The 25,192-nt window shown below is 48.0% G+C and carries 27 protein-coding genes; 18 read left to right on the forward strand and 9 right to left on the reverse strand.

The window, feature by feature from the left end; translation table 11 throughout:
- Window positions 1-2: 2 nt before the first annotated feature.
- The 4 genes from ACFO4U_RS12600 (at window position 3) to ACFO4U_RS12615 (ending at window position 4,147) form a co-directional block, all read left to right on the forward strand.
- Complete coding sequence (locus tag ACFO4U_RS12600; protein WP_159563578.1) at window positions 3-1,157, forward strand: amidohydrolase; 1,155 nt, start codon at window positions 3-5, stop codon at window positions 1,155-1,157.
- Window positions 1,158-1,334: 177 nt separating this feature from the next.
- Window positions 1,335-1,901 carry a GNAT family N-acetyltransferase gene (locus ACFO4U_RS12605; RefSeq protein WP_159563577.1) on the forward strand — a complete coding sequence of 189 codons (567 nt, stop codon included), beginning with the start codon at window positions 1,335-1,337 and terminating at the stop codon, window positions 1,899-1,901.
- Between the two features lie 168 nt (window positions 1,902-2,069).
- Window positions 2,070-2,759, forward strand: coding sequence for a response regulator transcription factor (locus ACFO4U_RS12610; RefSeq protein ID WP_074037712.1), 690 nt, complete (start codon window positions 2,070-2,072; stop codon window positions 2,757-2,759).
- Entirely contained in the window at window positions 2,756-4,147 is a 1,392-nt protein-coding gene (locus tag ACFO4U_RS12615; RefSeq protein WP_215244354.1) for a sensor histidine kinase, read from the forward strand. The genes ACFO4U_RS12610 and ACFO4U_RS12615 overlap by 4 nt, the downstream gene beginning before the upstream one ends.
- A 30-nt stretch (window positions 4,148-4,177) precedes the next feature.
- Here ACFO4U_RS12615 and ACFO4U_RS12620 read toward each other — a convergent pair whose 3' ends face one another.
- A complete protein-coding gene (locus ACFO4U_RS12620) occupies window positions 4,178-4,465 on the reverse strand; it encodes a hypothetical protein (RefSeq protein ID WP_074037713.1) in 288 nt (95 codons plus the stop codon).
- A 117-nt stretch (window positions 4,466-4,582) separates the two neighbouring features.
- Between ACFO4U_RS12620 and ACFO4U_RS12625 the strand changes: the two genes are divergently transcribed.
- Window positions 4,583-4,789, forward strand: coding sequence for a hypothetical protein (locus ACFO4U_RS12625; RefSeq protein ID WP_074037714.1), 207 nt, complete (start codon window positions 4,583-4,585; stop codon window positions 4,787-4,789).
- A gap of 29 nt (window positions 4,790-4,818) precedes the next feature.
- Here the strand turns inward: ACFO4U_RS12625 and ACFO4U_RS12630 are convergent, their stop codons facing one another.
- From ACFO4U_RS12630 to ACFO4U_RS12640, 3 genes are all read right to left on the reverse strand, one after another.
- The gene (locus ACFO4U_RS12630) at window positions 4,819-5,226 is read right to left on the reverse strand and encodes a cytidine deaminase (protein ID WP_078146373.1); all 408 of its coding nucleotides are present in this window, start codon (window positions 5,224-5,226) and stop codon (window positions 4,819-4,821) included.
- Window positions 5,227-5,318: 92 nt separating this feature from the next.
- On the reverse strand, window positions 5,319-6,695 hold the full coding sequence (gene rlmD, locus ACFO4U_RS12635; protein ID WP_215244353.1) for a 23S rRNA (uracil(1939)-C(5))-methyltransferase RlmD: 1,377 nt from the start codon (window positions 6,693-6,695) through the stop codon (window positions 5,319-5,321).
- On the reverse strand, window positions 6,692-6,901 hold the full coding sequence (locus tag ACFO4U_RS12640; RefSeq protein ID WP_015880867.1) for a hypothetical protein: 210 nt from the start codon (window positions 6,899-6,901) through the stop codon (window positions 6,692-6,694). The genes rlmD and ACFO4U_RS12640 overlap by 4 nt, the downstream gene beginning before the upstream one ends.
- Window positions 6,902-6,986: 85 nt before the next feature.
- Between ACFO4U_RS12640 and yfkAB the strand changes: the two genes are divergently transcribed.
- Genes yfkAB through ACFO4U_RS12655 form a run of 3 tightly spaced genes read left to right on the forward strand, consistent with a single transcriptional unit; the run spans window position 6,987 to window position 9,526 of the window.
- Window positions 6,987-8,093, forward strand: a complete 1,107-nt coding sequence (gene yfkAB / locus ACFO4U_RS12645; RefSeq protein WP_214691490.1) for a radical SAM/CxCxxxxC motif protein YfkAB — start codon at window positions 6,987-6,989, stop codon at window positions 8,091-8,093.
- Between the two features lie 53 nt (window positions 8,094-8,146).
- The gene (locus ACFO4U_RS12650; RefSeq protein WP_015880865.1) at window positions 8,147-8,341 is read left to right on the forward strand and encodes a hypothetical protein; all 195 of its coding nucleotides are present in this window, start codon (window positions 8,147-8,149) and stop codon (window positions 8,339-8,341) included.
- A 42-nt stretch (window positions 8,342-8,383) separates the two neighbouring features.
- On the forward strand, window positions 8,384-9,526 hold the full coding sequence (locus ACFO4U_RS12655; RefSeq protein WP_031421096.1) for an MFS transporter: 1,143 nt from the start codon (window positions 8,384-8,386) through the stop codon (window positions 9,524-9,526).
- 39 nt (window positions 9,527-9,565) lie between these two features.
- Here the strand turns inward: ACFO4U_RS12655 and ACFO4U_RS12660 are convergent, their stop codons facing one another.
- Together ACFO4U_RS12660 and ACFO4U_RS12665 are read right to left on the reverse strand one after the other, a co-directional pair.
- On the reverse strand, window positions 9,566-9,868 hold the full coding sequence (locus tag ACFO4U_RS12660; RefSeq protein WP_031421094.1) for a hypothetical protein: 303 nt from the start codon (window positions 9,866-9,868) through the stop codon (window positions 9,566-9,568).
- 133 nt (window positions 9,869-10,001) lie between these two features.
- Window positions 10,002-10,946: a DMT family transporter gene (locus tag ACFO4U_RS12665; RefSeq protein ID WP_215244352.1), complete on the reverse strand. Its 945-nt coding sequence runs from the start codon at window positions 10,944-10,946 to the stop codon at window positions 10,002-10,004.
- A 201-nt stretch (window positions 10,947-11,147) separates the two neighbouring features.
- Here ACFO4U_RS12665 and ACFO4U_RS12670 point away from each other — a divergent pair, with 201 nt between their 5' ends.
- The 4 genes from ACFO4U_RS12670 (at window position 11,148) to ACFO4U_RS12685 (ending at window position 15,620) form a co-directional block, all read left to right on the forward strand.
- Complete coding sequence (locus tag ACFO4U_RS12670) at window positions 11,148-13,055, forward strand: heavy metal translocating P-type ATPase (RefSeq protein ID WP_215244351.1); 1,908 nt, start codon at window positions 11,148-11,150, stop codon at window positions 13,053-13,055.
- A 115-nt stretch (window positions 13,056-13,170) separates the two neighbouring features.
- A complete protein-coding gene (locus ACFO4U_RS12675) occupies window positions 13,171-14,097 on the forward strand; it encodes a carbohydrate kinase family protein (protein WP_031421089.1) in 927 nt (308 codons plus the stop codon).
- A gap of 67 nt (window positions 14,098-14,164) precedes the next feature.
- The gene (locus tag ACFO4U_RS12680; RefSeq protein WP_051829356.1) at window positions 14,165-14,602 is read left to right on the forward strand and encodes an NUDIX domain-containing protein; all 438 of its coding nucleotides are present in this window, start codon (window positions 14,165-14,167) and stop codon (window positions 14,600-14,602) included.
- A gap of 64 nt (window positions 14,603-14,666) precedes the next feature.
- Entirely contained in the window at window positions 14,667-15,620 is a 954-nt protein-coding gene (locus tag ACFO4U_RS12685) for a YihY/virulence factor BrkB family protein (protein ID WP_215244350.1), read from the forward strand.
- A 38-nt stretch (window positions 15,621-15,658) separates the two neighbouring features.
- Here the strand turns inward: ACFO4U_RS12685 and ACFO4U_RS12690 are convergent, their stop codons facing one another.
- The gene (locus ACFO4U_RS12690; protein WP_074037968.1) at window positions 15,659-16,192 is read right to left on the reverse strand and encodes a beta-class carbonic anhydrase; all 534 of its coding nucleotides are present in this window, start codon (window positions 16,190-16,192) and stop codon (window positions 15,659-15,661) included.
- 36 nt (window positions 16,193-16,228) lie between these two features.
- Window positions 16,229-17,128, reverse strand: coding sequence for a 1,4-dihydroxy-2-naphthoate polyprenyltransferase (locus tag ACFO4U_RS12695; RefSeq protein ID WP_214691489.1), 900 nt, complete (start codon window positions 17,126-17,128; stop codon window positions 16,229-16,231).
- Window positions 17,129-17,296: 168 nt separating this feature from the next.
- Here ACFO4U_RS12695 and ACFO4U_RS12700 point away from each other — a divergent pair, with 168 nt between their 5' ends.
- Genes ACFO4U_RS12700 through menC form a run of 6 tightly spaced genes read left to right on the forward strand, consistent with a single transcriptional unit; the run spans window position 17,297 to window position 24,404 of the window.
- The gene (locus ACFO4U_RS12700; protein ID WP_074037723.1) at window positions 17,297-18,685 is read left to right on the forward strand and encodes an isochorismate synthase; all 1,389 of its coding nucleotides are present in this window, start codon (window positions 17,297-17,299) and stop codon (window positions 18,683-18,685) included.
- The gene (menD, locus tag ACFO4U_RS12705) at window positions 18,678-20,327 is read left to right on the forward strand and encodes a 2-succinyl-5-enolpyruvyl-6-hydroxy-3-cyclohexene-1-carboxylic-acid synthase (protein WP_215244349.1); all 1,650 of its coding nucleotides are present in this window, start codon (window positions 18,678-18,680) and stop codon (window positions 20,325-20,327) included. The genes ACFO4U_RS12700 and menD overlap by 8 nt, the downstream gene beginning before the upstream one ends.
- Window positions 20,324-21,103 (forward strand): alpha/beta fold hydrolase, encoded by a 780-nt coding sequence (locus ACFO4U_RS12710; RefSeq protein WP_074037725.1) that lies wholly within the window; start codon window positions 20,324-20,326, stop codon window positions 21,101-21,103. Before menD ends, ACFO4U_RS12710 begins: the two co-directional genes overlap by 4 nt.
- Window position 21,104: 1 nt before the next feature.
- Entirely contained in the window at window positions 21,105-21,929 is an 825-nt protein-coding gene (gene menB / locus ACFO4U_RS12715) for a 1,4-dihydroxy-2-naphthoyl-CoA synthase (protein WP_015880852.1), read from the forward strand.
- Between the two features lie 49 nt (window positions 21,930-21,978).
- Window positions 21,979-23,337, forward strand: coding sequence for an o-succinylbenzoate--CoA ligase (menE, locus tag ACFO4U_RS12720; protein WP_074037726.1), 1,359 nt, complete (start codon window positions 21,979-21,981; stop codon window positions 23,335-23,337).
- Window positions 23,334-24,404, forward strand: a complete 1,071-nt coding sequence (menC, locus tag ACFO4U_RS12725) for an o-succinylbenzoate synthase (protein ID WP_074037727.1) — start codon at window positions 23,334-23,336, stop codon at window positions 24,402-24,404. Before menE ends, menC begins: the two co-directional genes overlap by 4 nt.
- A 36-nt stretch (window positions 24,405-24,440) precedes the next feature.
- On the opposite strand, the gene map is transcribed toward menC, so the two are convergent.
- Window positions 24,441-25,190 (reverse strand): type I methionyl aminopeptidase, encoded by a 750-nt coding sequence (map, locus tag ACFO4U_RS12730; protein ID WP_074037728.1) that lies wholly within the window; start codon window positions 25,188-25,190, stop codon window positions 24,441-24,443.
- Window positions 25,191-25,192: the final 2 nt, after the last annotated feature.

Raw genomic sequence — 25,192 nt, forward strand, 5'->3', positions numbered from 1 at the left:
TTGTGAGTCACTTACTAATTCGAAATGCCCATATTTACCCCATCACTGCCCCCCATTTTTACGGAGACCTCCGTGTTCGGGACGGGAAAATCGTCGAAATGTCCGATTTACTTGAACCGACTGACGGGGAGCATGTCATTGAAGCCGAAGGAAACTTTTTATTCCCGGGCTTCATCGATGCTCACACCCACCTCGGATTATATGATGAAGGAACCGGCTCTGTCGGAAACGACGCCAATGAGACGGTCGAAGCGATGACGCCTCATGCACGTGCGATTGACGGGGTATACCCGCTTGACGAAGGATTTCAAGAAGCGCTGATGGCAGGCGTAACCGCCGTTCAGGTCATGCCAGGAAGTATGAACGTCATCGGTGGTGTGACCAGTGTCATCAAAACACACGGTCGCTATATTGACGACATGATCGTCCGTCGTTATGCCGGATTGAAGATGGCACTCGGCGAAAACCCGAAACGGATTCATAGTATGGGGAAAACCGGTGATTTGACGCGGATGGGGATTATGGGGTTGCTTCGTGAAGCGTTCCGTACCGTCGGGTCGACCAAAACGATCGGAACGTTCGGCAGTCAGATGATTCAACTTGCCCTCGACCGAGAGATGCCGATTCGTGTGCATGCCCACCGCGCCGATGACATTTTATCTGTCGTTCGCTTTGCTCAAGAGTTCAATCTCGACTATCGTATCGAACATTGTACAGAAGGTCATCTTGTCGTTGAAAAACTACAAGAACTCGGTGTGAAACATGTCACCGTCGGACCGACGTTTACTCGAAAATCTAAAATCGAGCTCCAGAACAAGACATGGGAGACGTATCGCATTCTCCATGAGCACGGCATGATCGTCTCCATCACGACCGATCATCCGTACACGCCGGTCCAATATTTGAACTTGTGCGCCGGACTTGCGGCACGTGAAGGACTTCCTGTCGATATCGCGTTGCGAGGGATCACCATCAATCCAGCTGAATCACTAGGTGTCGCTGACCGAATCGGATCTCTTGAAGTAGGAAAAGATGCCGATTTGGTGCTTTGGAGTCACTTCCCGCTCGACTACTTATCGAAGCCGATTATGACGATTGTGAACGGTGAAGTCGTGTACAAAACGGACCGTGCTGAAACCCATCATGAGGTCGAGTAATTTTCATTATTTTTCATAAGGGTTTTTACGCATAATTTACTTGCTTTTTTAAAAATACTATATAAAATTATCTTGTAACTTCATAAAGCAGCCAAGGCGGTTCGAACAGCGAAGCCAGAAGTATGCTTTCGTTACGACTATTCTTCAGCGGTCTGAAATAGGAGGAGGAATGTAAAGGTGCTCAAATTTCGTGAGCTCACCGACTGCGCGGAGTTGTTCGAACTGATGCAACACCCAGATGTCTTTCCGTATGTCCGTCAAAAGACGGTCCATTTTGACGAGTTTTTATTTAGCACGAAGCAAGTCATCGAGCTAGAAGAGCAAGGAAATATCATCTCACGTACCATCACGAACGAGTATGGCACCCCGATTGGGACGATTAGCTTGTTCGATGTCGAATCCGGATATGGATTCCTTGGCACGTGGCTTGGCAAGCCGTATCACGGCAAAGGTTATAATCAAGTGGCGAAAGAGGCGTTCTTCTCAGAACTGTTCTTCGATCTTGATATTGAAAGTGTGTTCTTAAAAATCCGTAAATCGAATGAACGATCGATTGCTGCAGCAGAGAAGCTTCCGTACGCGTTTTGCGCGAACGAGATTCGTTCCGAACTGCTTGCGGAGATCAACCAAGGTGACGTGGAGTATGTTTTATATGAAGTATCCAAGTCGAGCTTCCAACTATACTTGCATGCCCTACACGTCCCGGAATACGAAGTGCCATACGAGGCACAACTCGAAGCATGAGCCAATTCTGTCAAAGAATTGGCTTTTTTGTGGCGTTTTTGTGTGGATTTGATGGAGGGAACTTGTCGGAGCCGAATAAATCTGTTCTAATTCGAAGAGATAGGTATGATAGAAGTATGAGGGATTTATCACAACTCCCGTTAACCGTTTTGCAAAGGAGAATGGCATATGTCAGAATCAATGTTTCGTATCCTCGTGACCGACGACGAAGAACAAATGCGCGATTTACTTGTATCAAATTTAGAAAAAGAAGGGTATGAGACGGTCACCGCCTCAAACGGCCTTGAAGCGATTGAACGCTTGAAAGAAGAGACGTTCCATCTCGTCTTACTTGATGTGATGATGCCGGAACTCGACGGATTGACGGCTTGCATGCGCATCCGTGAGTTCTCAAACGTACCCATCATCCTGTTGACGGCACGCTCAGAAGAGCTCGACCGCATTCACGGCCTCAAAATCGGGGCAGACGATTACATCACGAAACCGTTTAGCCCACGCGAATTACTCGCACGAATCGAAGCGACGCTCCGTCGCACGCACAGCTTCTCAAAAGAACAAGAAGCGACGTTTGATGTCGGGGTCCTCTCAATCGATATCGAAGGACGTACCGTCAGTGTGAAAGGGAAGACCGTCAACTTGACACGAAAAGAGTTTGATTTGCTCTACCTATTCATCACGAACGACGAAAAAGTATTCTCCCGTGAACAATTACTTGATCAGATTTGGGGGACCGAGTATCATGGAAACCTTCGCACGGTGGATACTCACATTAAGACGCTTCGCCTGAAACTCGGCGAGGCGGGCGGTTATATTCAGACAGTCTGGGGAATTGGCTACAAATTCGAGGCAAACGGATGAAACGATACACGATCAGGAAGCGGATTTGGATTACCATCTGGACAGCCAGCCTCTTCTCAGCGTTCGTGTTTCTCATCATGACGTTTTATCTGTACGACAAGTTCTATATTCAAACGCAAGAAGAACTGCTCATCAATCGCGGTGAGAAACTTGTCACCATCTATAAGGCCGACGGTTTCTCGGACGCGTTCGCCGATAGTATGACGTACACGAACGAATTGACCGAAACGAAAGTGTTCCTCTCCTCCGTTCGAGAGGACACACTCGGCTCCGGTAAAACCTTTTTAAGGCAGCAAGACCTCGAACGGTTGCAGGACGGTTATGCCATCTCGGTGACCCGGAAACATCCGACCGAGGACGTCGACATTTTGATGACCGCATTTCCTCTCATCCGCGACGATGAACTCGACAATGCACTCATTTTGTATATGGAGCTCAGTAAAATCAGTGAACCGTTCCAACCGATTCGGCTCATGATCACGTTTTTACTCGTCCTCATGATTGTGAACTTGCTCATTTTTGGTAAACAGATCATCGACACGATCATCCAACCACTCATTCAGATGAAGCGTGCCTCTCAAGTCTATGCGCAAGGTGATTTCTCCCACCGCATTCCGATTGTCTACGATGACGAAATTGGTGAACTAGCAGACACGCTCAACTCGATGGCGGAATCGCTCGGACTTGTTGAAGAACAGCGTAAAGAGTTTCTCGCTAACGTCAGTCACGAACTTCGCACGCCACTCTCTTACATCCGCGGTTATACCGAGATGCTCCAAGATGAGTCATTGGATGAAAAAACGAGGGCACAATATTACGACATCATCGAGAACGAGACGAACCGGCTTCAGCGCCTTGTCACGGACTTACTCGATCTCGCCCAGCTAGAGCGCGATTCGTACCCGATGACGAAAGAACCGGTCGTTTACTCGCAAGTACTTGAAGACGTCCTCTATCGTCTTGAACCGATTGCCCGTGCGAAAGGCGTGACAATCGAATCGGATTTAGACTTCGACTTGATCATCCTCGGTGACCATGACCGACTCGAACAAGTCATCGGCAATCTTCTCGACAACGCGCTCCGATATACGGATGCTGGCAAGACGATTCATGTGAAAACGTTCGCCGAATCCGAATATGCAATCACGGAAATACGCGACGAAGGTCGAGGCATCCCGAAAGAAGATTTAGACAAATTGACGGAACGCTTCTATCGCGTCAATAAATCACGGACACGAAAAGATGGCGGAACCGGCCTCGGTTTGGCCATTGCGAAGCACATTATCGAGCGTCATGAAGGGTCCCTTCATTTCAGCTCTGAAGTCGGACAAGGAACGACTGTCACTGTCGGTCTGCCGCTTCTACCTGACGATGAATTTGATATGTAAATAGGCAGCCGCGATGGCTGCCTTTTCTTTTCATATGTCTTTCCCTTTATATTGTTCGACCGACTCTCGTTCAAGTCGTTCGCGTTCGGCATGCGTCTGTGGAAAACCGTTCGCCTGCCATTCGGCACGGTGACTTGAATCAAGTTGCGTGAGCCCTTGCTCCGCTTCATCTTGATTCGCATCGACGCTTTCCCGTTCATCCATCTTCTGCCACGTATCTTCTTCCTCACGTTGCGAAAGCAGTGCCGCCACTTTTGGTGCAACGAGCGCCGCACCGGCAACACCTAAGACAATCCCCATCAACACTTTCCGATCCATCCTAACCCCTCCTTCACTATGCACTCTTCATTCCACCATTTTATAATCTCAAAACCATTATCGAAAACGTTTACAACATTTCTACGAGTGGAATGGCTAATGGAAGGAGGCGATTGGATGGAAAAGAAACGACCCACTTCGAAACGTCCGTTTGATAATCCGGACGCGGTAGACACGGACAAAGAAAGCATCTTTGACGAGGACGGCATGCAAACCGTCGACCCGATTCCTGTAGAGGAATTGAACGAACGAGTGAAGGATGAAAAGAATAAACGTCACTCCAAAGATGACTCAGTGAGTGAAAAGAAATATAAAGACACATAAACAAGCTGCGGACAAACGTCCGCAGCTTGTTATGTTAAATCTTTTGGTGAAAATCCGTAAGGCAACATCTCTTCTTTCGTCATCACTTTCGTATCACCGTTCAAGTTTGCAAGAATCAACGTGAAATCTTCGCCAGCGAATTCAGCAATCACTTGGCGGCACGCACCGCATGGTGAAATCGGGCCTTCCGTGTCACCGACGACGACGACCGTTTCAATCGCGTCACTACCTTCTGACACGGCTTTAAAAATGGCTGTGCGTTCGGCACACATTGACAATCCGTACGAGGCGTTTTCCACGTTACATCCTGTAATTTCGTTTCCTGATGTATCGATGACGACAGCTCCTACTTTAAACTTTGAATACGGTGTATAGGCGCGTTTGCGCGCTTCGATGGCTTTATGGACGAGTTCTTGTACGCGTTCTTGTGAGATCATAGGATGTTCCTCCACTTCTATATTTGAAAAGAAGTCTGACATCTGAACTATATCGTGAAAACGCTTACGTGACAAGCCTTTTCACGGTCTCATCAATATTTTTTCTTTTTCTTTTTCTCGAATACGACGACCGACTCGACATGAGATGTCTGTGGGAACATATCATACGGCTGTACGTAATTCACTTTGTATCCCGCTTTCATCAACTGGTCGGCGTCACGTGCGAGCGTCTGCGGGTTACATGACACGTAAACGATCCGCTTCGTTTTAGAAGAGATGATGGAATTGATCAATTGATGGTCCATCCCTGTGCGTGGCGGGTCGACTACGATGACGTCTGGGATCCATCCATCTTTTACCCAACGTGGAATCCAATGCTCGGCACGCCCTTCGACGTATGTGACATGGTTATAGCCATTTTCACGCATATGGTCATTGGCATCTTCGACCGCTTCCGGCACGACTTCCATTCCACGGATTTCTTTCGCATATGGGGCTAACCAAAGTCCGATCGACCCTACTCCTGCATACGCATCGATCACACGTTCTTCACCCATCAATCCTGCGGCCTCGACCACTTCACGGTACATTTTTTCTGTCTGTGCCGGATTCAACTGGAAGAATGCGCGTGGTGATAAGTGATAATGAACGTCGTCTAATTGTTCATCCATTTTCTCCTGACCGGCGATGTGAACTGTCCGATAACCGAAAATAACACCCGAACGGTTTGCATTGATATTGATATGGAACGACACAACATTCGGCAATTCCATGATGCGGTCGCTCAATTCATCTAAATCAGGGACATCTTCATGTCCGACGACCAAAACGACTTGAACATCGTTCGTGTTATAACCCGAGCGGACGACGATTGTACGCGCGTACCCCGTGTCGCGACGTGCATCGTAGACGGGAATATCAAGTTCGTTTAAAATACGGACAATCGCATTGTTGATGTTCGTCGTATCCCGTTGTTGGACCATACAGTGCTCGATCGGCACGAGATGGTTCGAGTTCGGTTTGTAGAGACCTGATACGATCTCACCGCGACGCGTGCCGAGTGGGAATTGTGACTTGTTCCGGTAATACCATGGATCTTCCATTCCGATTGTTGGACGGATATCCGATTTGTCCACGTTTAGTTTCGTCTTTTGACGGAAGGCGTTTCTAACGATTTCTTCCTTATACTCCATCTGCAGACGTGAACTCATATGTTGGATTTGGCAGCCCCCACACTCATCGTAAATCGGACAAGGTGCTTTGACGCGGTCTTTCGAGTCGTTATCTCGTTTGACGACACGCGCTTCCGCATAGTTTTTTTCCACACGCGTGATTTCGACTTTGGCTCGTTCTCCCGGCAATAAGTTCGGAATGAAGATGACCATGCGATTAAGTGTCGCAATGCCTTCTCCATTAATGCCAAGTCGTTCGACCGTGACATCTTTAAAATCTCCTGTGATTAATTTCAATCTGATTCATCCTTTCGAGACGATTGTTCTAGGTCTTTGGCGTAACGCACTACTTTAGCGCGCAACGAATCAATGTCGGCTAACAGGCGATGTAAATCTTCAGGTGTCGTATGCTCGTCTAGCGTATTGACCGATAGACAGAGTAATTCCGTTCTCGATTTTAGGACGTTCATCTTTCCGGCAGTATCTGTTCGTGATTTACCCATCTTGTAATCGCTCCTTTGGTTCGTGACAAAGAGTTGCTATTATAGCATACTATTTCGTGTAACTTGATGAAAAGGTGGAATCCACATGCAAAACATCTCCCCAACTTTCGACCCTTGGGAAGCCTATCTCGACCAAGTCGAACACGGTCGACTCGTCTTATCCAATGTCGAAGTCACTACAACGAAGCTGTGTAACATGCGCTGCGAACATTGTGCGGTCGGTTATATGCTAGACCAAACAGAAGAACCAGAAGTTCCGCTCGACCTGTTGATTCAACGACTGGATGAGATCGAACATTTGCGTGCCTTCTCCATCACAGGCGGTGAACCGATGCTGTCTATGAAATCGGTCCGCAACTATGTCGTTCCATTGTTACGTTATGCGAAAGAACGTGGGGCGCGCACGCAAATCAACTCGAACTTGACGCTACCGTTATCTCGCTATCATCTTATTACCCCTTACTTGGACGTTTTGCACATTTCGCATAACTGGGGTACCGATGCCGATTTCCTTGAAGGCGGATTCGCGATGATGAACCGGAAACCAAGTGAAGAGGCACGATTGAAAATGCTCCAGACGATGAAAGACAACGCACGTGCTCTCACATCTGAAGGAATCATTGTGTCCGCGGAGACGATGATCAACAAACGAACGATTCCGCACTTGAAAGAGATCCATGAAGAAATCGTATCGCTCGGTTGCCAAAGGCATGAGGTGCACCCAATGTACCCCGCAGACTTCGCTAGCGCCCTCGAATCAGCATCGCTCGCTGATACGCGACAAGCCATCCATGACTTACTCGATGTCCGTGACGAGAACGTATGGATGTTGTTCGGGACGTTACCATTCTATGCATGTTCTGACCTACCTGAAGACCGTGCTCTGTTGAAGCGACTTCATGAAACAAAAAACGTGACCGTTCGAAACGACCCAGATGGACGTTCTCGTCTCAACACGAATATCTTTGACGGACAGATCATCGTGACCGATTTCGGTGATGAACTCGGTTCACTCGGCACCGTCTATGACACACCATTCCAAGAGGCGTATGATACGTGGACGAACAGCCAATTGAACGCTACACTCTCTTGTCACTGCCCTGCCGTGAAGTGTCTCGGGCCGAACGCACTCGTTAAACAAGCATATTATCCGACGGTCGATTTCCAATCTCGTAAAGCTACATCGTTTTAAATATTTCAATTAGGGAAATGTTCTGTATATTAAATGAATCGAGGTGCGTGTAGATGACTGCGATTTATATCCTCATGATTACCGTGATGGCCATCATTATTTTTGGCGGAGTACTGAGCATCTTATTGACAGCCGCATTCGTTTCAGACAAAGTAGAGCATGATGAAATGTTTAGTCAAGGCAGTTGGGATGATGAATTGCTGCATTTGAATCACTCTCCACAACCGATTGACGACACGAAAAGCTGAGACCCTTCTCGGCTTTTTACTTTGACTTCATGAGGTGAACCTATGCTCCGTTTTCGTTTTATGATTTTACTATTGATTGTCTTTATTTCCGGTTTGATTCAAGGTGCGCTCATCCCACTCTTATCTACGTTGATTGAACGGGATGGGGCCCCGGCCTGGGTGAACGGACTGAACGCGACGATGCTTTACGTCGGTGTGATCGTCTCTGCGCCTCTCCTGGAGCGATTCGTCCGTAAATATGGATTCCGACCGACCATCGTCCTCGGTATCGTATTGACGGCTGTCGCGACCTTCGCTTTACCGATTTGGCCGTCCTTACTCGTTTGGGCGATGATGCGCTTCTTCATCGGATTCGGCGACTCGGCTCTACACTACGGGTCACAAGTATGGGTGACCTCAGCAAGTGAAAAGAGCAGTCTCGGTCGAGCGATGGCGTATTATGGAATGTCTTTCAGTCTCGGTTTTGCCATCGGTCCATTGATCGCACCACTCGTCGACCTATGGTTTTGGTTACCGTTCCTCATTATCGTCTTCTTCTGTCTCGCTTCGTTGATGCTCGTCTTTAAAGTCGAGAACGAGTTTCCGGAGGTCGAAAAAGTGAAGACCGATTCGAAAGGACGAATTCGCCTGATTCTTGTCGGTGCGGGATACACGCTTCTCCCTGCCTTTACATATGGGTTTCTCGAAGCGAGCTTAAATGCCAACTTTCCCATTTTTACGTCTCGGAATGGGATGAGTTTGACGGAAACGAGCACACTCATCACGACGTTCATCGTCATGTCGATTGTCGTTCAGCTTCCTCTTGGTCGCCTCGCAGACTTGTACGGTAAGAAGCGGATCTTACAAATCGTGCTGACGTTTGGCACACTCGTATTCACTTTGGCGAATCTTGTTGTCGATTCCTATATCGGTCTACTCTTCCTATTCGCACTTGCCGGCGCCGGGCTAGGATCGACTTATTCACTTGGTTTGGCACATATGACAGAGGTGCTTCCCCGATCGTTACTGCCGACGGGAAACATGCTTTACAGTATTTCATTCAGCATCGGTTCGATATCAGGTCCAATGATCGGTGCCTTCTGGTTGTCTTTACCGAAAGAGATCTATTTCTTTATGTATGCCGTCATTCTCGGTATTCTGGCGCTACGACTCTTCACGTCGACCGCTAAACCAATCGACTTATAAACAGAGGCAGATGGTTCCCATGAACCACCTGCCTCTGTTTTATTCCACTACTCGTTCCATTTCATCATCGTTTAACTGCAAAGCTCGGATGAACACTTCGTCTAGCGCGAATGGTTCAGTGTCTAGCGAAGCGAGTACATCGGATTTTAGCGTCACTTCTACGACACGGTCATCGAACTGCCATCTCGTCTGAATATCATCACCTTGTCTTGTGGCGCGGGTCGCCACTGGACCGTGACGTTCTTTTAAACTTTGACTCACGCACTTCATCACGTACTTGACGTACTCATCTTTCGGCTGACGTGAGATGAGAATGTTTCGAACGATTCGATTTCTAGTCATTGTTTCTCCTCCTCCCTTTGAATGATTGCGCACGCAAGTCTTTACAAACGAAGACCGATTTTCGAAATTTAAAATTCAGAATTTTTAATATATTTTGTCATGGGATTTCAATTCCGTCAACTCTGTCTCTAATTCAAATGACATCCGTTTGTTTTTTTGTACGGCGACCTTGAAAATGCGTAGATAAATAAATGCCGACAATAACGAATCCGAGTCCGACCACCGCATTCCACGGAATCGTTTCACCGAGTAAAATCCCTGACAACATGACACCAAATAAGGGAACTAAAAAGATATAGAGTGAAATTCGACTGACCGGATTGTATTTCATTAATGTGTTCCACAATGTAAATCCGATCGCTGACAACATCGCCAAGTAAAACAGGAACGCAATCGTCTGTGCGGTGTACGGCATGGAAACACCATTCGGGTCTAATAGATAGCCGATCAGCAGTAACCCAACTGAACCGATCACCATCGCCCAAGCCGTCATCGGGGCAACATCATACGTCTTCGAGTAGTCCTTCGCTATCAAGTTCCCGAATGCTCCGGATACCATCGCCAAGATGAGTAAAATCTCTCCTAAGCCAAAACCAACTTCAGATCCGGTCGCCGGCCAGTTTGCGATGACAATTCCGGAAAAACCAAACGTCAAAGCAAACCCCTTCAATCGATTCAATTTATCGTCTTCATATCGGAAATGAGCGAGAGCCATTTGGAAAAACGAAGTAGAACCAGCAATGATCGATCCCTGGACCCCGGTCGAAATGGAAAGTCCGATATAGAAGAACAAATATTGTAGAAACGTCAAAAATGAACCGAGATGCGCATACGCTTTAACCTTTTCACGTGTCAATCGGACAGACCGTTTCAATACGGTCTGACTGATGATGAGCAATAGAATCCCTGCGAGTAAAAAACGCTCGCCAGCGAACAATAGTTGTTGCCCATACTCGTTCGATTGAATATCAAGCTTCTCATAACTCAATTTGATGAATGGGAACGCACTCCCCCATAACAACGTATTGAAAATCGCCAATAACGCCACCGTCCAAGGGCGTTCAAATATATTTTGCATGACACAAAAACTCCTTAATCTTTTTATTTGTGAGTCACTGATAAGCGTGTTAAGATAAACCTAAATAATAATAATTATAAATAAAGGATTCGGATTAAACTTCTATAAATTCTTTATTTTAAGCCAATTGAAGATGATAATCATCATCAGTCATTATCATTTAATCGAGATTTATTCTCAATTAGAAAGAAGGGATTATCGATGAATGTCCAATCGGTTACGCACGAAAAAAGCCACGTTTTCAAACGGGCTAGCTGGTACGAACATATTGAATTGATCATGGCGCTCATTAGCGGTGTATTGATTGTACTCGCTTATATCGCCGAAACACAAGGCGAAGCGCCTTGGATTCATGTCACACTTTACTTATCCGCCTTTTTTATCGGAGGATACGCAAAAGCGAAAGAAGGGATTTCGGATACGATTGAGACGAAATCGCTAAATGTAGAGCTTCTCATGATTATCGCCGCCATTGGTGCCGCTTCGATTGGGTACTGGATGGAAGGGGCAATCCTCATCTTCATCTTTGCTTTATCCGGGGCACTCGAGACGTATACGATGAACAAAAATGAACGTGCCCTCGAATCGTTAATGGAATTACAGCCGGAACAGGCGACTCGTCTAACAGACACTGATGAACTCGAGGTTGTTCATATCGACGACCTTCGTGTCGGAGATCGGATTTATGTCCGTCCTGGTGAACGCATTCCGGTCGATGGAAAAATTGTAAAAGGGAATGCTTCCGTAGAAGAAGCCGCTATCACAGGCGAATCCGTCCCTGTTGATCGTCAAGTCGGTGATGACGTGTTCGGATCGAGCGTCAACTTGAACGGAGTATTGACGATCGAAGTGACAAAACTTGCGACGGAAACACTGTTCCAAAAGATCATTCAAATGGTCCAACAAGCACAAGAAGAGAAATCACCGTCTGCACAGTTCATCGATCGATATGAAGGACGTTATGTTCAAATCGTGCTCTTCTCTGTTGCGGCCATCATCATTCTCGGACCGTTCGTCACGTCGTGGTCTCTTGAAACGAGCATCTATCGCGGCATGATCCTTCTCGTTGTCGCCTCCCCTTGCGCACTCGTCGCCGCCATCACACCGGCCGCGCTGGCTGCCATCGCCTCTTCTGCAAAACACGGGATTCTCTTTAAAGGCGGTGCTCATATCGAGAACATGGGACGTCTAAAAGCAATCGCCTTTGACAAGACCGGGACACTCACAATTGGGAAACCGATTGTGCAAGAAGCGCTCATCTCACCTTCATTAGAAGAAGAGGACGTCAACCGAATTGTCAGTTTGATTGAAGAGCATTCGATGCATCCACTTGCTGAAGCGCTCGTTTCCTACACCGGAAAACATACCGGGGAAATGACACACTTCAAAGACATCACAGGCTCCGGAATTGAAGCAACGATTGACGGGACGACGTATCGGGTAGGAAAACAGAAGTTCGCTGACCGAAGCGGTGATTTCTTTAAGAATGATGTCGAACGATTGAAAGAGGCCGGTCATACACTCGTCTTCATCAGTGACGAGACACGTACAATCGGTGCTTACGCCTTACGTGACACGCTACGACCCGAGGCAAAGGTAGCAATCAAGCGACTGAACGACTTAGGGATTGCGACCATCATGATTACCGGAGACAACGAGGCAACCGCTCGCGCTATTGCGAACGAAGCTGGATTGACACGCTATATCGCCGAATGCTTGCCTGAAGAGAAGGTTTCGCAAATCAAGGTGTTACGAGAGGAATATGGAACAATCGGGATGATCGGCGACGGAATCAACGATGCGCCTGCCCTTGCGACAGCCGACGTCGGGATTGCCATGGGCGAAGGAACGGATGCCGCACTAGAAACGGCAGATGTCGTCTTAATGAAAAACGACCTCGTCCGATTGAGTGACGCCATTCGTCAATCGCGCAAATTAAATCGAATCGTCTTACAGAACGTCGTTTTTGCACTCGGTGTGATTCTTGTCTTGATTGCAACGAACATCTTTGAGTTACTCATCATGCCGTTCGCGGTTGTAGGACATGAAGGCTCAACCATTTTGGTTATTTTGAACGGCCTCCGACTCCTCACGTCATCGTGGGAGTGATCCATTCGACAAAATGGAATCGATGATTGAAACAATATGTCGATTTCGTTATAATTGAAACAATGTGTCTACAGACTGAAACAGATCGAAAGATTGACTAAAGGTGGTACAAGATATGAATACGATTGCAGTCATCGGCAAGGTGTTTGTCGATATTAAAGGGACTTCCTTCGCACCGCTCCACAAAGATGCGAAGAATGTCGGCGACATCACTTTTTCTAATGGCGGAACAGGTCGAAACGTTGCTCAAAACTTAGGTGTGCTCGGCAACGATGTCCGCTTCGTCTCGACCGTCACGAACGACCAAATCGGTGTCGGTGTCCTCGAAGAATTACGTTGCTTGAATGTAAACGTCGATGGGGTCGACATGCTTGACGATAATGGTATGGGAATGTGGCTCGCTGTAATGGACAACAACGGCGATCTTCAAACATCTATTTCGAAACAACCAGACGAAGCCCGTATGGAAGAAGCGATTTTACGTCAAATCGATACGGTCTTCGAAGAGAGCGACGCAGTCGCCATCGATTTAGACTTATCAGTCAACGTCTTGAACGAGACGATTGAACTATGCCGTGAAATGGATTTACCGCTTTATGGTGTCTGTGGCCATCTATCCGTCATCGAACGAAACCGTCATTTGCTTCAAGGATTCACAGGATTCATCTGCAGTCGTGAGGAAGCGGAAATTTTGTCCGACATGTCAATCGTCACAGTGGACGATGCCCTTCGCGTCGCGGAAGTACTCGCCATGAAAGGTGCTCCCCTCACAATCGTCACGATGAGTGAGCTTGGCGCTGTATATGTCGACCTTCGTACGAACGAACAAGGTCACGTCCCGACGACAAAAGTGAAAGTCGCCGACTCCACAGGAGCGGGTGATTCATTCTTCTCCGCTGTCATCTCGGAGCTCATGAAACAACATTCGATTGAAGAGGCGCTTCGATTGGGCATGCGCGTCGCAGGAAAAGTCATCGCCTCTCACGAGAACGGATTGACGCAAGAAATGTACACATCATTAGAACAACCTACGCAAGAATGAAAAGAACGCATCGGCAAATCGTCGGTGCGTTTTGTGCAAAATTACAGGAACGAAAGGAACGATCTCAGTGGTTCGAACGAAATTAAGAAGCGCGATTATTTTAATGAATGATCAAGATGAAGTGGCTTTGATCCGTCGCGAGAAAGAAAACGTCCTCTATTATGTTTTTCCAGGTGGCGGAGTCGAATATGGGCATACAACAGAAGAAACAGCCGTACGTGAAGCATTTGAAGAACTCGGTGTTCACGTAGAACTAGAAGGTGTCGCTGCCCATGTTGCGTTTAATAATGAGTTAAATCCTTATTATTGGGCGAAGATGACAGGTGGTGAATTCGGAACCGGGACAGGTGAAGAGTTCCAAGAAGAACAGACTAACGGATCGTATACACCGATGTGGATCAAACGGTCTGCACTCCCTCATCTCCCCGTTCGTCCACCTTCACTTGCTGAAAAACTCGCCTCACATGAGGAACGCTTTTATGATTTGACCTTATCGGAGGAGTAATCAGGTGTACACCCTGCCGAAATCGGGAAACGTTTTTTAACGATTGAGTCAGGAGGGTTTTATAATGGCAATGACAGAAGTGAAGGAAAAAAAGAATTGGCTTTCATTTGGGAAAGAGTTATTTCGACGATTTCAAGAGCATGATGTACAAGACTACGGGGCTACCCTCGCATTCTTTTGGTTTTTATCCATTTTTCCTGGAATCATCTTTATTTTGGCGCTCTTGTCCTTTTTCGATGTCTCACAAGATTCGTTTCAGAATCAATTGAACGATTTGGCACCCGGGTCCGCAGCTTCCGGGTTTTTAACGGGAATTTTCGAAGCAATCGGCGAACCGCGAGGCGGTCTTTTATCGCTCGGTGCGATTTTGGCGATTTGGTCCGCCGCAAAAGGGGTCGACCGTCTCATCACGACCTCCCTTCATGCTTATGGTGAAGATAATGAACGTAACTTTTTTGTGAAAAAAGGGTTGGCACTCGGATTGACGATTCTCCTTGGAATCGGGATGCTACTGCTGATTCTATCGAACGTATTTGGTTCTCAAATCATTTCGTTCGTCACTGAGCATTTACCCGTCAATATCACCGGAGCCGAAGAAATGATGATCAACGTGTTTCGATATGTCCTTACGACGGTTGTCCTCATTTTAACGCTCTCGATTTTTTATAAAGTATCTCCACAACAGCACGTCTTTTGGAAAAGCACTATCCCCGGTGCCATCTTCGGTGTCATCGGTTGGCAAGTCGTCTCATTCGGTTTCAGCCTATACGTTTCAAACTTTGGGAGTTACGACTCGACTTACGGTTCACTCGGAGGAATCATCGTCACGTTGCTCTGGTTACAATTAACCGGGATGATTATTTTAATCGGATCTGAAATCAACGCGACATGGATGCGCTTCTTCAAGACACCGAGTGAACAGGAATACGAACGCGACTTCAAAAAGAACAAAAAGAAAGCGAAACAAAAGCAAGAGGAAGATAACTTTGACGACATCCCGACGAACACGTACGGATAATTCAAAAGGAGCACGTTCAAGGTGAACGCGCTCCTTTCTTATGCTTCAATCGGATCAAGACGTCCCGTCGCCGGGTCAATCACGAATCCGTGTACATTCGTTCCTGGTGGTAACAGTGGATGGTTATTGATCAGGTTAACAGAATGAACGACGTTCTCTTCAACTGAATCAAATCCATGTAGCCACTGCTCCAAATCCATTCCTGAAGACTTTAGCGTCTTCAACGTTTGCGGGTCGATTCCACGACGCTCCATCTCTTCGATGACGACAGTCGGTTCAATCGCCGCCATCCCACAATCGTAATGTCCGACAACGACAACTTCTTCTGCTCCTAGCGCATAGAGTGCGACCAAAATCGATCGCATGGCCGAACCGAATGGATGCGACAAGACCGCACCCGCATTTTTAATGATTTTAGCGTCTCCGTTCTTAAGTCCTAGCGCTTGAGGTAATAGTTCCGTCAAACGTGTATCCATACACGTCAAAATGACGATTTTTTTATCCGGGAATTTATCAGATACGAACGGTTCGTACTGTTTTTCCTCTACGAAACGTTTATTGAATTCAAGCATTTCTTTTACGACTGACACGTTAACGCCTCCTCTTTTTTACAACACAAATCTTGAAACGATGAGTCCGACGACCATCCACGCCCCGAACAGCGTATTGACTTTCGCTGTCATCGCCATGGCAGGCATCAACGCGGCCGGTTCTGCCTTCTGCCAAAACCGTTGAATCGCCCGGATCATGACCGGCACCGTTAAGAGTGACAGCAAGACCCATGGAGTGACGCCATAAAACATGACGGCGACGATGATGCCGACTAATGCCGCGATAAAGAACGCTGCCAATACATACACCGCACGTCGATGACCGACCAGACACGCAATCGTTTTTCGGCCATTCTCTTTATCGTTATCTAAATCACGGATGTTATTCGCAAGTAAGATCGCCCCTATCAATAAGGCCATCGGGAACGACACGAGTAGCAACTCCGTAGTCACCGTATTGATTTGGATAAAGCCGGCAATCCCGATGATGACATATCCCATGAATAGCCCAGCGACAATTTCACCAAACGGCGTATAGGCAATCGGTAGCGGCCCTCCAGTATATAAGTAGCCGACAAGCATAGACAAGGCGCCGATCCAAAGCAAATGCCAGCTTGTGGATGCCGCAATGTAGAGCCCGAGTAGTGCCGCAATCGTATACATGCCGAGCGCAATCGCTAATACTTGCTGTGGTGTAAATCCATCACGTACGATGGAGCCTCCGATTCCGATGGACCCCTCATGATCAAGACCACGCTTGTAGTCATAATACTCGTTAAATAAGTTCGTCGCGATTTGAATAAGGACAGATGCCACTAACATGGCAAGGAAAAGTCCCCACTTGAGTTCGGTTTGATCGAGGACGATGAACGTCCCGAGCAAGACCGGAATAAAGCTTGCGGTCAGGGTATGCGGGCGAATCATTCGCCAATATGCCCCTTTCGATTTCTGTTTCATTTCGTTCCCTCCCTTCGTTAGTTTACGTCTCGATGAAAAAATCTGTCAACGCCAGCCCATTATCCTAGATTCTTGATCATTTCCCGAGCATTTCATAGGCAGGTGTATTGCGAACTCATGATACACTAAAGATTGAGAATTCTATCGGATTGAGGAGGCTTTTCTTTTATGCCAGATACTCAAACACATATAAAACAGCGAATTGAGCAGGCCCATAAACGGGCTCGAGCTTGGCAACGGCCTGTCCTCGCATCATACACATGGGAAATCTCGGCGTTCGATGCTTTTCAAATCATCCAGAACACCGATACGTCCCATTATTATTTCATGACACCAGACCGGACGCTCGAAATGCTAGGTTGCGGGGATGCACTCGTCTTGAGCGCTTCTGGACCCGAACGATTTCAGCGACTTCAATACGATTGGAGTCTTCACCGACGAGATGTCGATGCGACAATCCACGCGTTCGCCGGTTTTTCATTCGACACGTTTATGCGACCACAAAAAAGTATGTGGGATGCCTTTGGGGAGGCATCACTCGTCGTCCCAAAATTTTTATACCGTCGCTATAAAGACCGACACACGTTGACAGTGGCCACTCTCGTCTCTTCGAAGCAGTCGGTCGAACAGTATTTGATTCAATTGGCAGATCAGTTGGCCCAGTTCAGTTCACTTCGTCCGACGGAAGAAGCGACGCCGTCTTATACAAAAGTGAAAGATGGGGTCGATCACTTCAAGTCCAGTTTCCAACAGGCTAAACAGTTGATTGAAGAAGAACGAGTTGAAAAAATCGTGATTGCCCGCGAAGAAATTTATCAGCGTTCCGATGATGCGTTCCCCTTCTCAAAAAGTTTGAAGCATTTAGCAGATCATCAAGAATCTAGTTACATCTATTTGTATCAACCAAAGCGTGACACTGGTTTCTTTGGGGCGACTCCTGAACGATTGATTCAAAAAGAAGGCATGCAACTGAACACGGCTGCCATCGCCGGGACAATCAAGCGTCCGAAAACCGAGATCGAGGCAGAAATTGCGAAAGAGAAACTCCTAAACGATTCAAAAAATCGTGAGGAGCATCAAATTGTCGTGAAAGACATCAAGCAGGCGTTGACACCCTATACTGCACCGATTCAAACACGAGATACTCCGCAAATTTTGGCAAATCGCTCGGTGTTCCATCTACACACCCCAATTCAAGCGACACTCGAAACAAATGCTTCCTTGCTGTCACTTGCGGAATCGCTACATCCAACGCCAGCACTCGGCGGCTCTCCGAAGCGGACATCGGTCCGATTGCTTCGTGAAATCGAGCGATTCGACCGCGGGTGGTACGGGTCTCCGTTTGGTTGGGTAGACAATGAAGGCGACGGCGAGTTTGTCGTGGCAATCCGCTCTGCACTCGTTCAACACCAATTCGTCGCACTGTATGCTGGATGTGGGATTGTGAAAGACTCTGCACTCGAGCAAGAGCTCGAAGAAACAGAAATAAAAATGAGTCCAATCAAACAAGCTTTACAGTTTGATTTACACGATCAAGGAGGCACCCTAGATGAATAAGGTTTTGACCGATTGGGTCGCATCCATGGTAAATCGGCTTGTTGCGTCCGGTGTAAAAGACGTAGTCATCAGCCCAGGATCCCGCTCGACTCCGCTCGCTGTAGCGGCATATCTTCATCCTCAGATTCGTCATCACATCATCGTCGATGAACGATCTGCCGGATTTTTTGCTCTTGGACTGACCCGTACGTCTGAAACAATTCGCCCGGTCGCATTGATTTGCACAAGTGGAACGGCGGCAACAAACTACTATTCGGCTGTGACAGAAGCGTTCATATCGCAGTTGCCACTTGTCGTACTGACGACCGACCGTCCCTATGAACTGCGTAATGTCGGGGCTCCACAAGCAATCAATCAAGTCCGCCTCTACGGGGAACAAGTGAAGACAAGCGTTGATTTGCCCGTTCCAGAGGAGGCGACGTTATCGTTTATGCAACAAACGATTACCCGTTTCACGAATCTGTCGATGCAAGCACCGATGGGACCCGTTCATTTGAATGTGCCGTTCCGAGAACCACTGCTTCCGGATATCGAGTCATTGAAACAGATATTGAAGGCTGACCCTGTCTTGCCAGAACGACAGCGTATCCGGCCGACACAGGCGGATAAAGACATTTTCTCAGAACGGACGAGTCACAAACAACTCGCCTTCGTCGTCGGACCTTACACCCCGACATCTTGGCAGAAATCCATCGTTGAATTTGCTTCCGAGCGACAGATCCCGATTTTCGCCGATCCTCTCAGCGGCATGCGACGTTTCGACGGCGTCTTGACCAACTATGACACGTGGCTCGCAAGTGAGCATCGGACCGATTGGCTACCCGAGGTGTTCATCCGTGTCGGGGCTGCACCTGTTTCGAAACGATTCAATCAATGGATGGCCATGGCGGACCAACTCGTCATCGATGAACCGGGATCTTATCGCGACCCAAGTAGTCGTGCCACGATCTGTTACGGCGACGCACTCGATTTTCTACCGCTCATCGCATCCGTAAACGAACCTCGATACCTTGAACGTTTACGCTTTTTTGAAGAGGTTGCCGAGTCTGCAAAATCGTCACTTCAAGGTGAAGCGGAATTGACGAAACGATTGCTTGATACATCAATCGAGCGTCTATTCGTCAGTAATAGCATGCCGATTCGAGATGTAGATACATCACTGTCTGCTGGCACGAACATCCACGTTCTCGCCAATCGAGGCGCAAACGGAATTGATGGTGTGTTATCCACTGCACTCGGAAGCAGTTATGATACGTCTCACGGCGCTCTATTGATCGGTGATTTAGCGTTCTATCACGATAGCAACGCCTTGCAACTGTTAAAGCATCATCCTGGAAAATTTTCCGTCGTGATTGCTAACAATAACGGTGGAGGGATATTTTCCTTCCTCCCGCAGGCTTCTGTCGACACACAGTTGTTCGAAGATCTGTTCGGCACACCGCTTGATTTAAATATCCGTGGATTCGCTGACACATATGGCTTATCGTATCGTCTAATTGAACGACCGGATGAAATTCAAGAAGCGATTGAAGATGGCGTTCATTTAATCGAATTCCCATCGAATCGTGAGGAAAATGTGACGATCCATCGAGGTTGGACACAATCTGTCTGCGCTCGCCTCATCACGGAGAACGAATCATGAACATCGATTTACGTGGCGTACGTTATGAAGTGATTCATCGCGGTGAGGGAAAACCGGTATTATTTTTACACGGATTCACCGGAAACGCCCATTGGGTCGATTCGCTCCCTGCATTACCGATTCGTCTTGTGTCACCGTCGCTCCTCCAACACGGCGCAACGGAGCGCCCTTCAGTCAATCGTTCGACAATGAGTCAGCAAGTTAAAGATTTGTCCCGCTTACTGGATACGGACGACCGACCTTGGACAGTCGTCGGCTATTCACTCGGTGGGAGAATCGCATTGACACTCGCCGCATGCGACGAGCGTGTCGAACACGTCATCGGGATCAGCACGACCCCCGGTCTGCTCACTTCTAAGGAACGAGCCGCACGCCGCCGCCAAGATGCAGAATTGGCTCACTTGATTGAAACCAAGGGTATCGCTGCATTCGTGAATCGTTGGGAGAACCTTCCGCTTTGGCGACAGACGGAAGACATGAAACGTTCACTCCGAAAAGATCGGCTCGCCCAACACCCGAATGCCCTCGCAAACAGTTTGCGGTCAATCGGTACGGGACATATGCCGTCCTTATGGGGCACATTGCAGCGTCTCCCCCGTACCGACTTGATTGTCGGGTCAGACGATCTCAAGTTCAAAGCCATCGCAAGACACATGCAGGAAGAGCGACCAGATATTAAAATCTATGAAATTTCAAACGCAGGGCATGCTCCTCATATCGAGAATGCATCAGAGTTTGGTACAATAATAAAGAAATTGATTTTAGGGGGTATTTAAAATGGAATCAGTAGCGAACTGGACATCGGTCCGGACGTATGAAGACATTAAATATGAAACGTGGAACGGGATTGCCAAAATCACCATCAACCGTCCCGAAGTGCGCAATGCATTCCGTCCGTTGACGGTCAATGAATTGATTGATGCATTCGCTCGCGCGCGCGACGATAAAGAAGTCGGCGTCATCATCTTGACAGGTGAAGGCGAAAAGGCATTCTGTTCAGGTGGGGACCAAAAAGTTCGTGGACATGGCGGCTATGTCGGGGAAGATGAAATCCCACGCTTGAACGTCCTCGACCTTCAGCGCTTGATTCGTGTCATTCCAAAACCGGTCATCGCCATGGTCGCAGGTTTCGCAATCGGCGGAGGACACGTTCTTCATGTCGTCTGTGACTTGACGATTGCAGCGGACAATGCTCGCTTCGGACAAACAGGTCCTAAAGTCGGTTCGTTCGATGCAGGATACGGTTCTGGATACTTGGCACGGATCATCGGCCATAAGAAAGCTCGTGAAATCTGGTACCTTTGCCGTCAATACGATGCACAAGAAGCACTCGACATGGGACTCGTCAACACGGTGGTCCCACTCGATCAACTCGAAGCAGAAACGATCAAGTGGTGCCAAGAAATCTTACAACACTCACCTACAGCGCTTCGCTTCTTGAAAGCAGCAATGAACGCAGATACAGATGGTCTTGCCGGACTTCAGCAACTCGCTGGAGACGCAACGCTTCTCTACTACACGACAGATGAAGCAAAAGAAGGACGCGATGCGTTCAAAGAAAAACGTGACCCTGACTTCGGTCAATTCCCACGTTTCCCTTAATTGTTGAGAGAGTAGCGATTTCGCTACTCTTTTTTTGGAGGTGACAGCTATGTATGAATGGATTCGGAAACACCCAGCGTCACATCTCGCCCTTGTGACAGCTGACGATCGATTGACATGGGCAATGCTACGCACGGAAAGCCTTCAACTTGCCCAGTTCATCCATGAACAGACACCCACTGCCAAACGAATTGGCATATTCGCTAAAAACAGCAAAGACTATGTCATTGCCGTTCATGCAGTACATCTGCTCGGAAAAGTGCTTGTTCCGTTGAATACACGGCTGACCGAAGAGGAAGTGCGTACTCAGCTACAAACAGCAAAAGTGGACCTCCTTCTCGTTGACGTAGAAATCGATTTGTCTATCACCCAACTCCTGATCACACGCCGGACCACTTCATGTTTCACCGTGACCCATGAGTGGAATGAAGATGAAACCATGTCTCTCATGTTTACGTCCGGAACGACGGGTCGAGCCAAAGCGGTGCAACAGACGTACGGGAATCACCTCGCTAGTGCCCGAGCCGCTGAAGCGCATTTAGACTATCGTCCATCAGACCGGATGCTCGCGGTGACCCCGCTCTTTCACATGAGTGGACTGTCTCAAGTGTATCGGAGTGCCATCATCGGTTCGACGCTCTATGTCGAGCCACGATTCGATGTCGATCGAACACTTCACGTCATCGAGACAGAAGGCATCACCCAGCTATCACTCGTCTCAATTATGCTGCAACGATTGCTCGATGCTGGCCTGAAAAAGCACCGACTTCGCACGTTACTCGTCGGAGGCGGACCCGTCCCGCGCTCATTACTAGAAGAAGCAGAACGACGCAAGTTACCGATTGCTCAGACATACGGGATGACCGAGACGTGTTCTCAAGTCGCCACGCTGCTCCCGAGCGAAGCGCTCTCGCATATCGGTTCGAGTGGTCAGGCAATCGCCCCAACAAGTATTCGAATTAATTCAGACGGAGAAATCGAAGTAAAGGGACCAACTGTGACGAAGGGATACTTCGAACAACCTGAATCAGATGCTTGGACACCCGATGGTTATTGGCGAACGGGTGACCTCGGCACGATGAGGGATGGCTATTTATATGTACACGATCGCCGAACCGACCTTATTCTTTCAGGTGGTGAAAATGTTTATCCGGCTGAAATCGAAGCCGCCATGTTACGCTGTGCCGGTGTTCAAGACGTCGGCGTCACGAAACAGTCGCATCCGACTTGGGGAGAAGTCCCGATCGCCTTCGTCGTCGGCTCCTATGATCCAGCCGAGATGCAGCATGTTCTCGACTCACAGTTGGCTAAATATAAGCACCCGATCGCCATCCACTACGCACCGAATTTACCACGAAACGCGAACGGAAAATTAATGCGCCATCGCTTAAAGGAGCTACTGTCATGATCAAACGTGCTGAGCTTTCCATCGTCCCTTTGACGTTTAAACACCCGATTGTGACGGCACACGCCGTCTTATCTGTCCGAAGAACGCTTATCCTCCGTCTAGAGACCGTAGACGGTGTCATCGGATACGGAGAAGGTGCCGCTTTCGAAACACCTTGGTATACGGAAGAAACGACCCAATCCATGATCGATACGTCTAAACTAATTCTCAATTTACTGAAAGGGATGACGGTCACAACGGACGTGTTTCCGAACTTGGTCTCGTCCATCATCGGTCAGCACATGGCAAAGGCGATGTGGGAAAGTGCACTCTGGGAGATTGAAGCAACGCGCGCGAACAAATCACTCAAGTCATTCATGAGCGCCGGAGATTCCGTTTCCTGCGGACGAACAATCGGGATTGGGTTACTGAATCAAACGATGAAATCCATCGAGACGGCATTAGCTGACGGATTCGAACGCATCAAATTAAAGGCATCTCCTAATGAACTGGTTCCTGCCCTACGTGAGATTCGCGCGGTCTTCTCTGACGCGCCTCTCATGATTGATTTAAACGGAAGTGCGTCCGATCAACCGATGGAATGGTTCGAACAACTCGATGCCCATCGGTTATTGATGATCGAACAACCGTACCCAAGCCGACAATTCACAAAATCAGCGGCTCTCCAAGCAAAACTCACGACCCCCATTTGTCTCGACGAATCCATCACGTCTTATGACGACGTGGATACGATGGCACAACTCGGTGCGGGGAAGATTGTTAACATTAAACCCGCACGTGTCGGTGGGCTTAGCGAGGCGCTCCACATTCGAAAACACGGAACGCCATACTGGGTCGGTGGCATGTATGAATCCGGTATCGGAAGATATCATACACTCTTGTTTGCTTCGTTAAGCGGCGCGAGCTTCCCCGCGGACATGTCAGGCACGAGCGCTTATTTCGAGCAAGATTTACTCGATACCCCGCTTGAAGTGGAGAATGGAAAATTGACTCTTCCGGATTCCGTACAACCAGATTGGAATGTGATTGAACGGTTACGCGAAGAAGTGATTACATTGCAAACATGAAAAAGGTGCGGTTCACGAGAACCACACCTTTTTACGTTAACGGAACGATCCCGTTAACACTTCATATCCATCTTCTGTGACAACAACTGTATGCTCGAACTGCGAAACAAGACTCTTGTTCGGAGTAAAGAGCGTCCAACCATCCTCTTCCGATTGATAGACGATTTCATCCTTTGTCGAGATGAACGTCTCAACAGCAATCACTTGCCCGGCTTTTAATAACTGATTTTCTTCTCGACTATAATAGTTCGAGATCGTCTCTGGCTCCCCGTGCAATGTCCGACCGAGACCGTGTCCGGCCAAGTTCCGGATGACCGTGAATCCATTCTTTCTCGCGTCAGCGTAAATTGCTTTCCCGATCTGATTGACTTTCACACCCGCCTTGACCTTGCTGAGTCCCGCTTCTAATGAAGTCAAGGATACTTCGACCAAACGTTCGTGCTGGGGTGACTTCGCCGCCCCCGCAATCACTGTACGTCCCGTATCGGCATAATATCCATCCTTCACAGCGGAGACGTCGACATTGACGATATCGCCCTCTTGAATGACTTCATCTCCCGGAATACCATGGGCAGCAACGTCATTGAGCGAGATACATGTGTAACCTGGAAATTCGTACATCGTAATCGGTGCAGAAGCTGCACCTTCATCTTCTAAAATACGTTGCCCGATCGCATCTAATTCTTTTGTCGTCATACCGGGCTTGACGGCTTTCGCCATCTCATCTCGCGCAAGTGCGACGATTCGCCCGATTTCGCGCAGTGCATCGTAATCATAATCTAGCATCG

Source organism: Exiguobacterium profundum (assembly GCF_042652865.1).
Taxonomy (GTDB): domain Bacteria; phylum Bacillota; class Bacilli; order Exiguobacteriales; family Exiguobacteriaceae; genus Exiguobacterium; species Exiguobacterium profundum.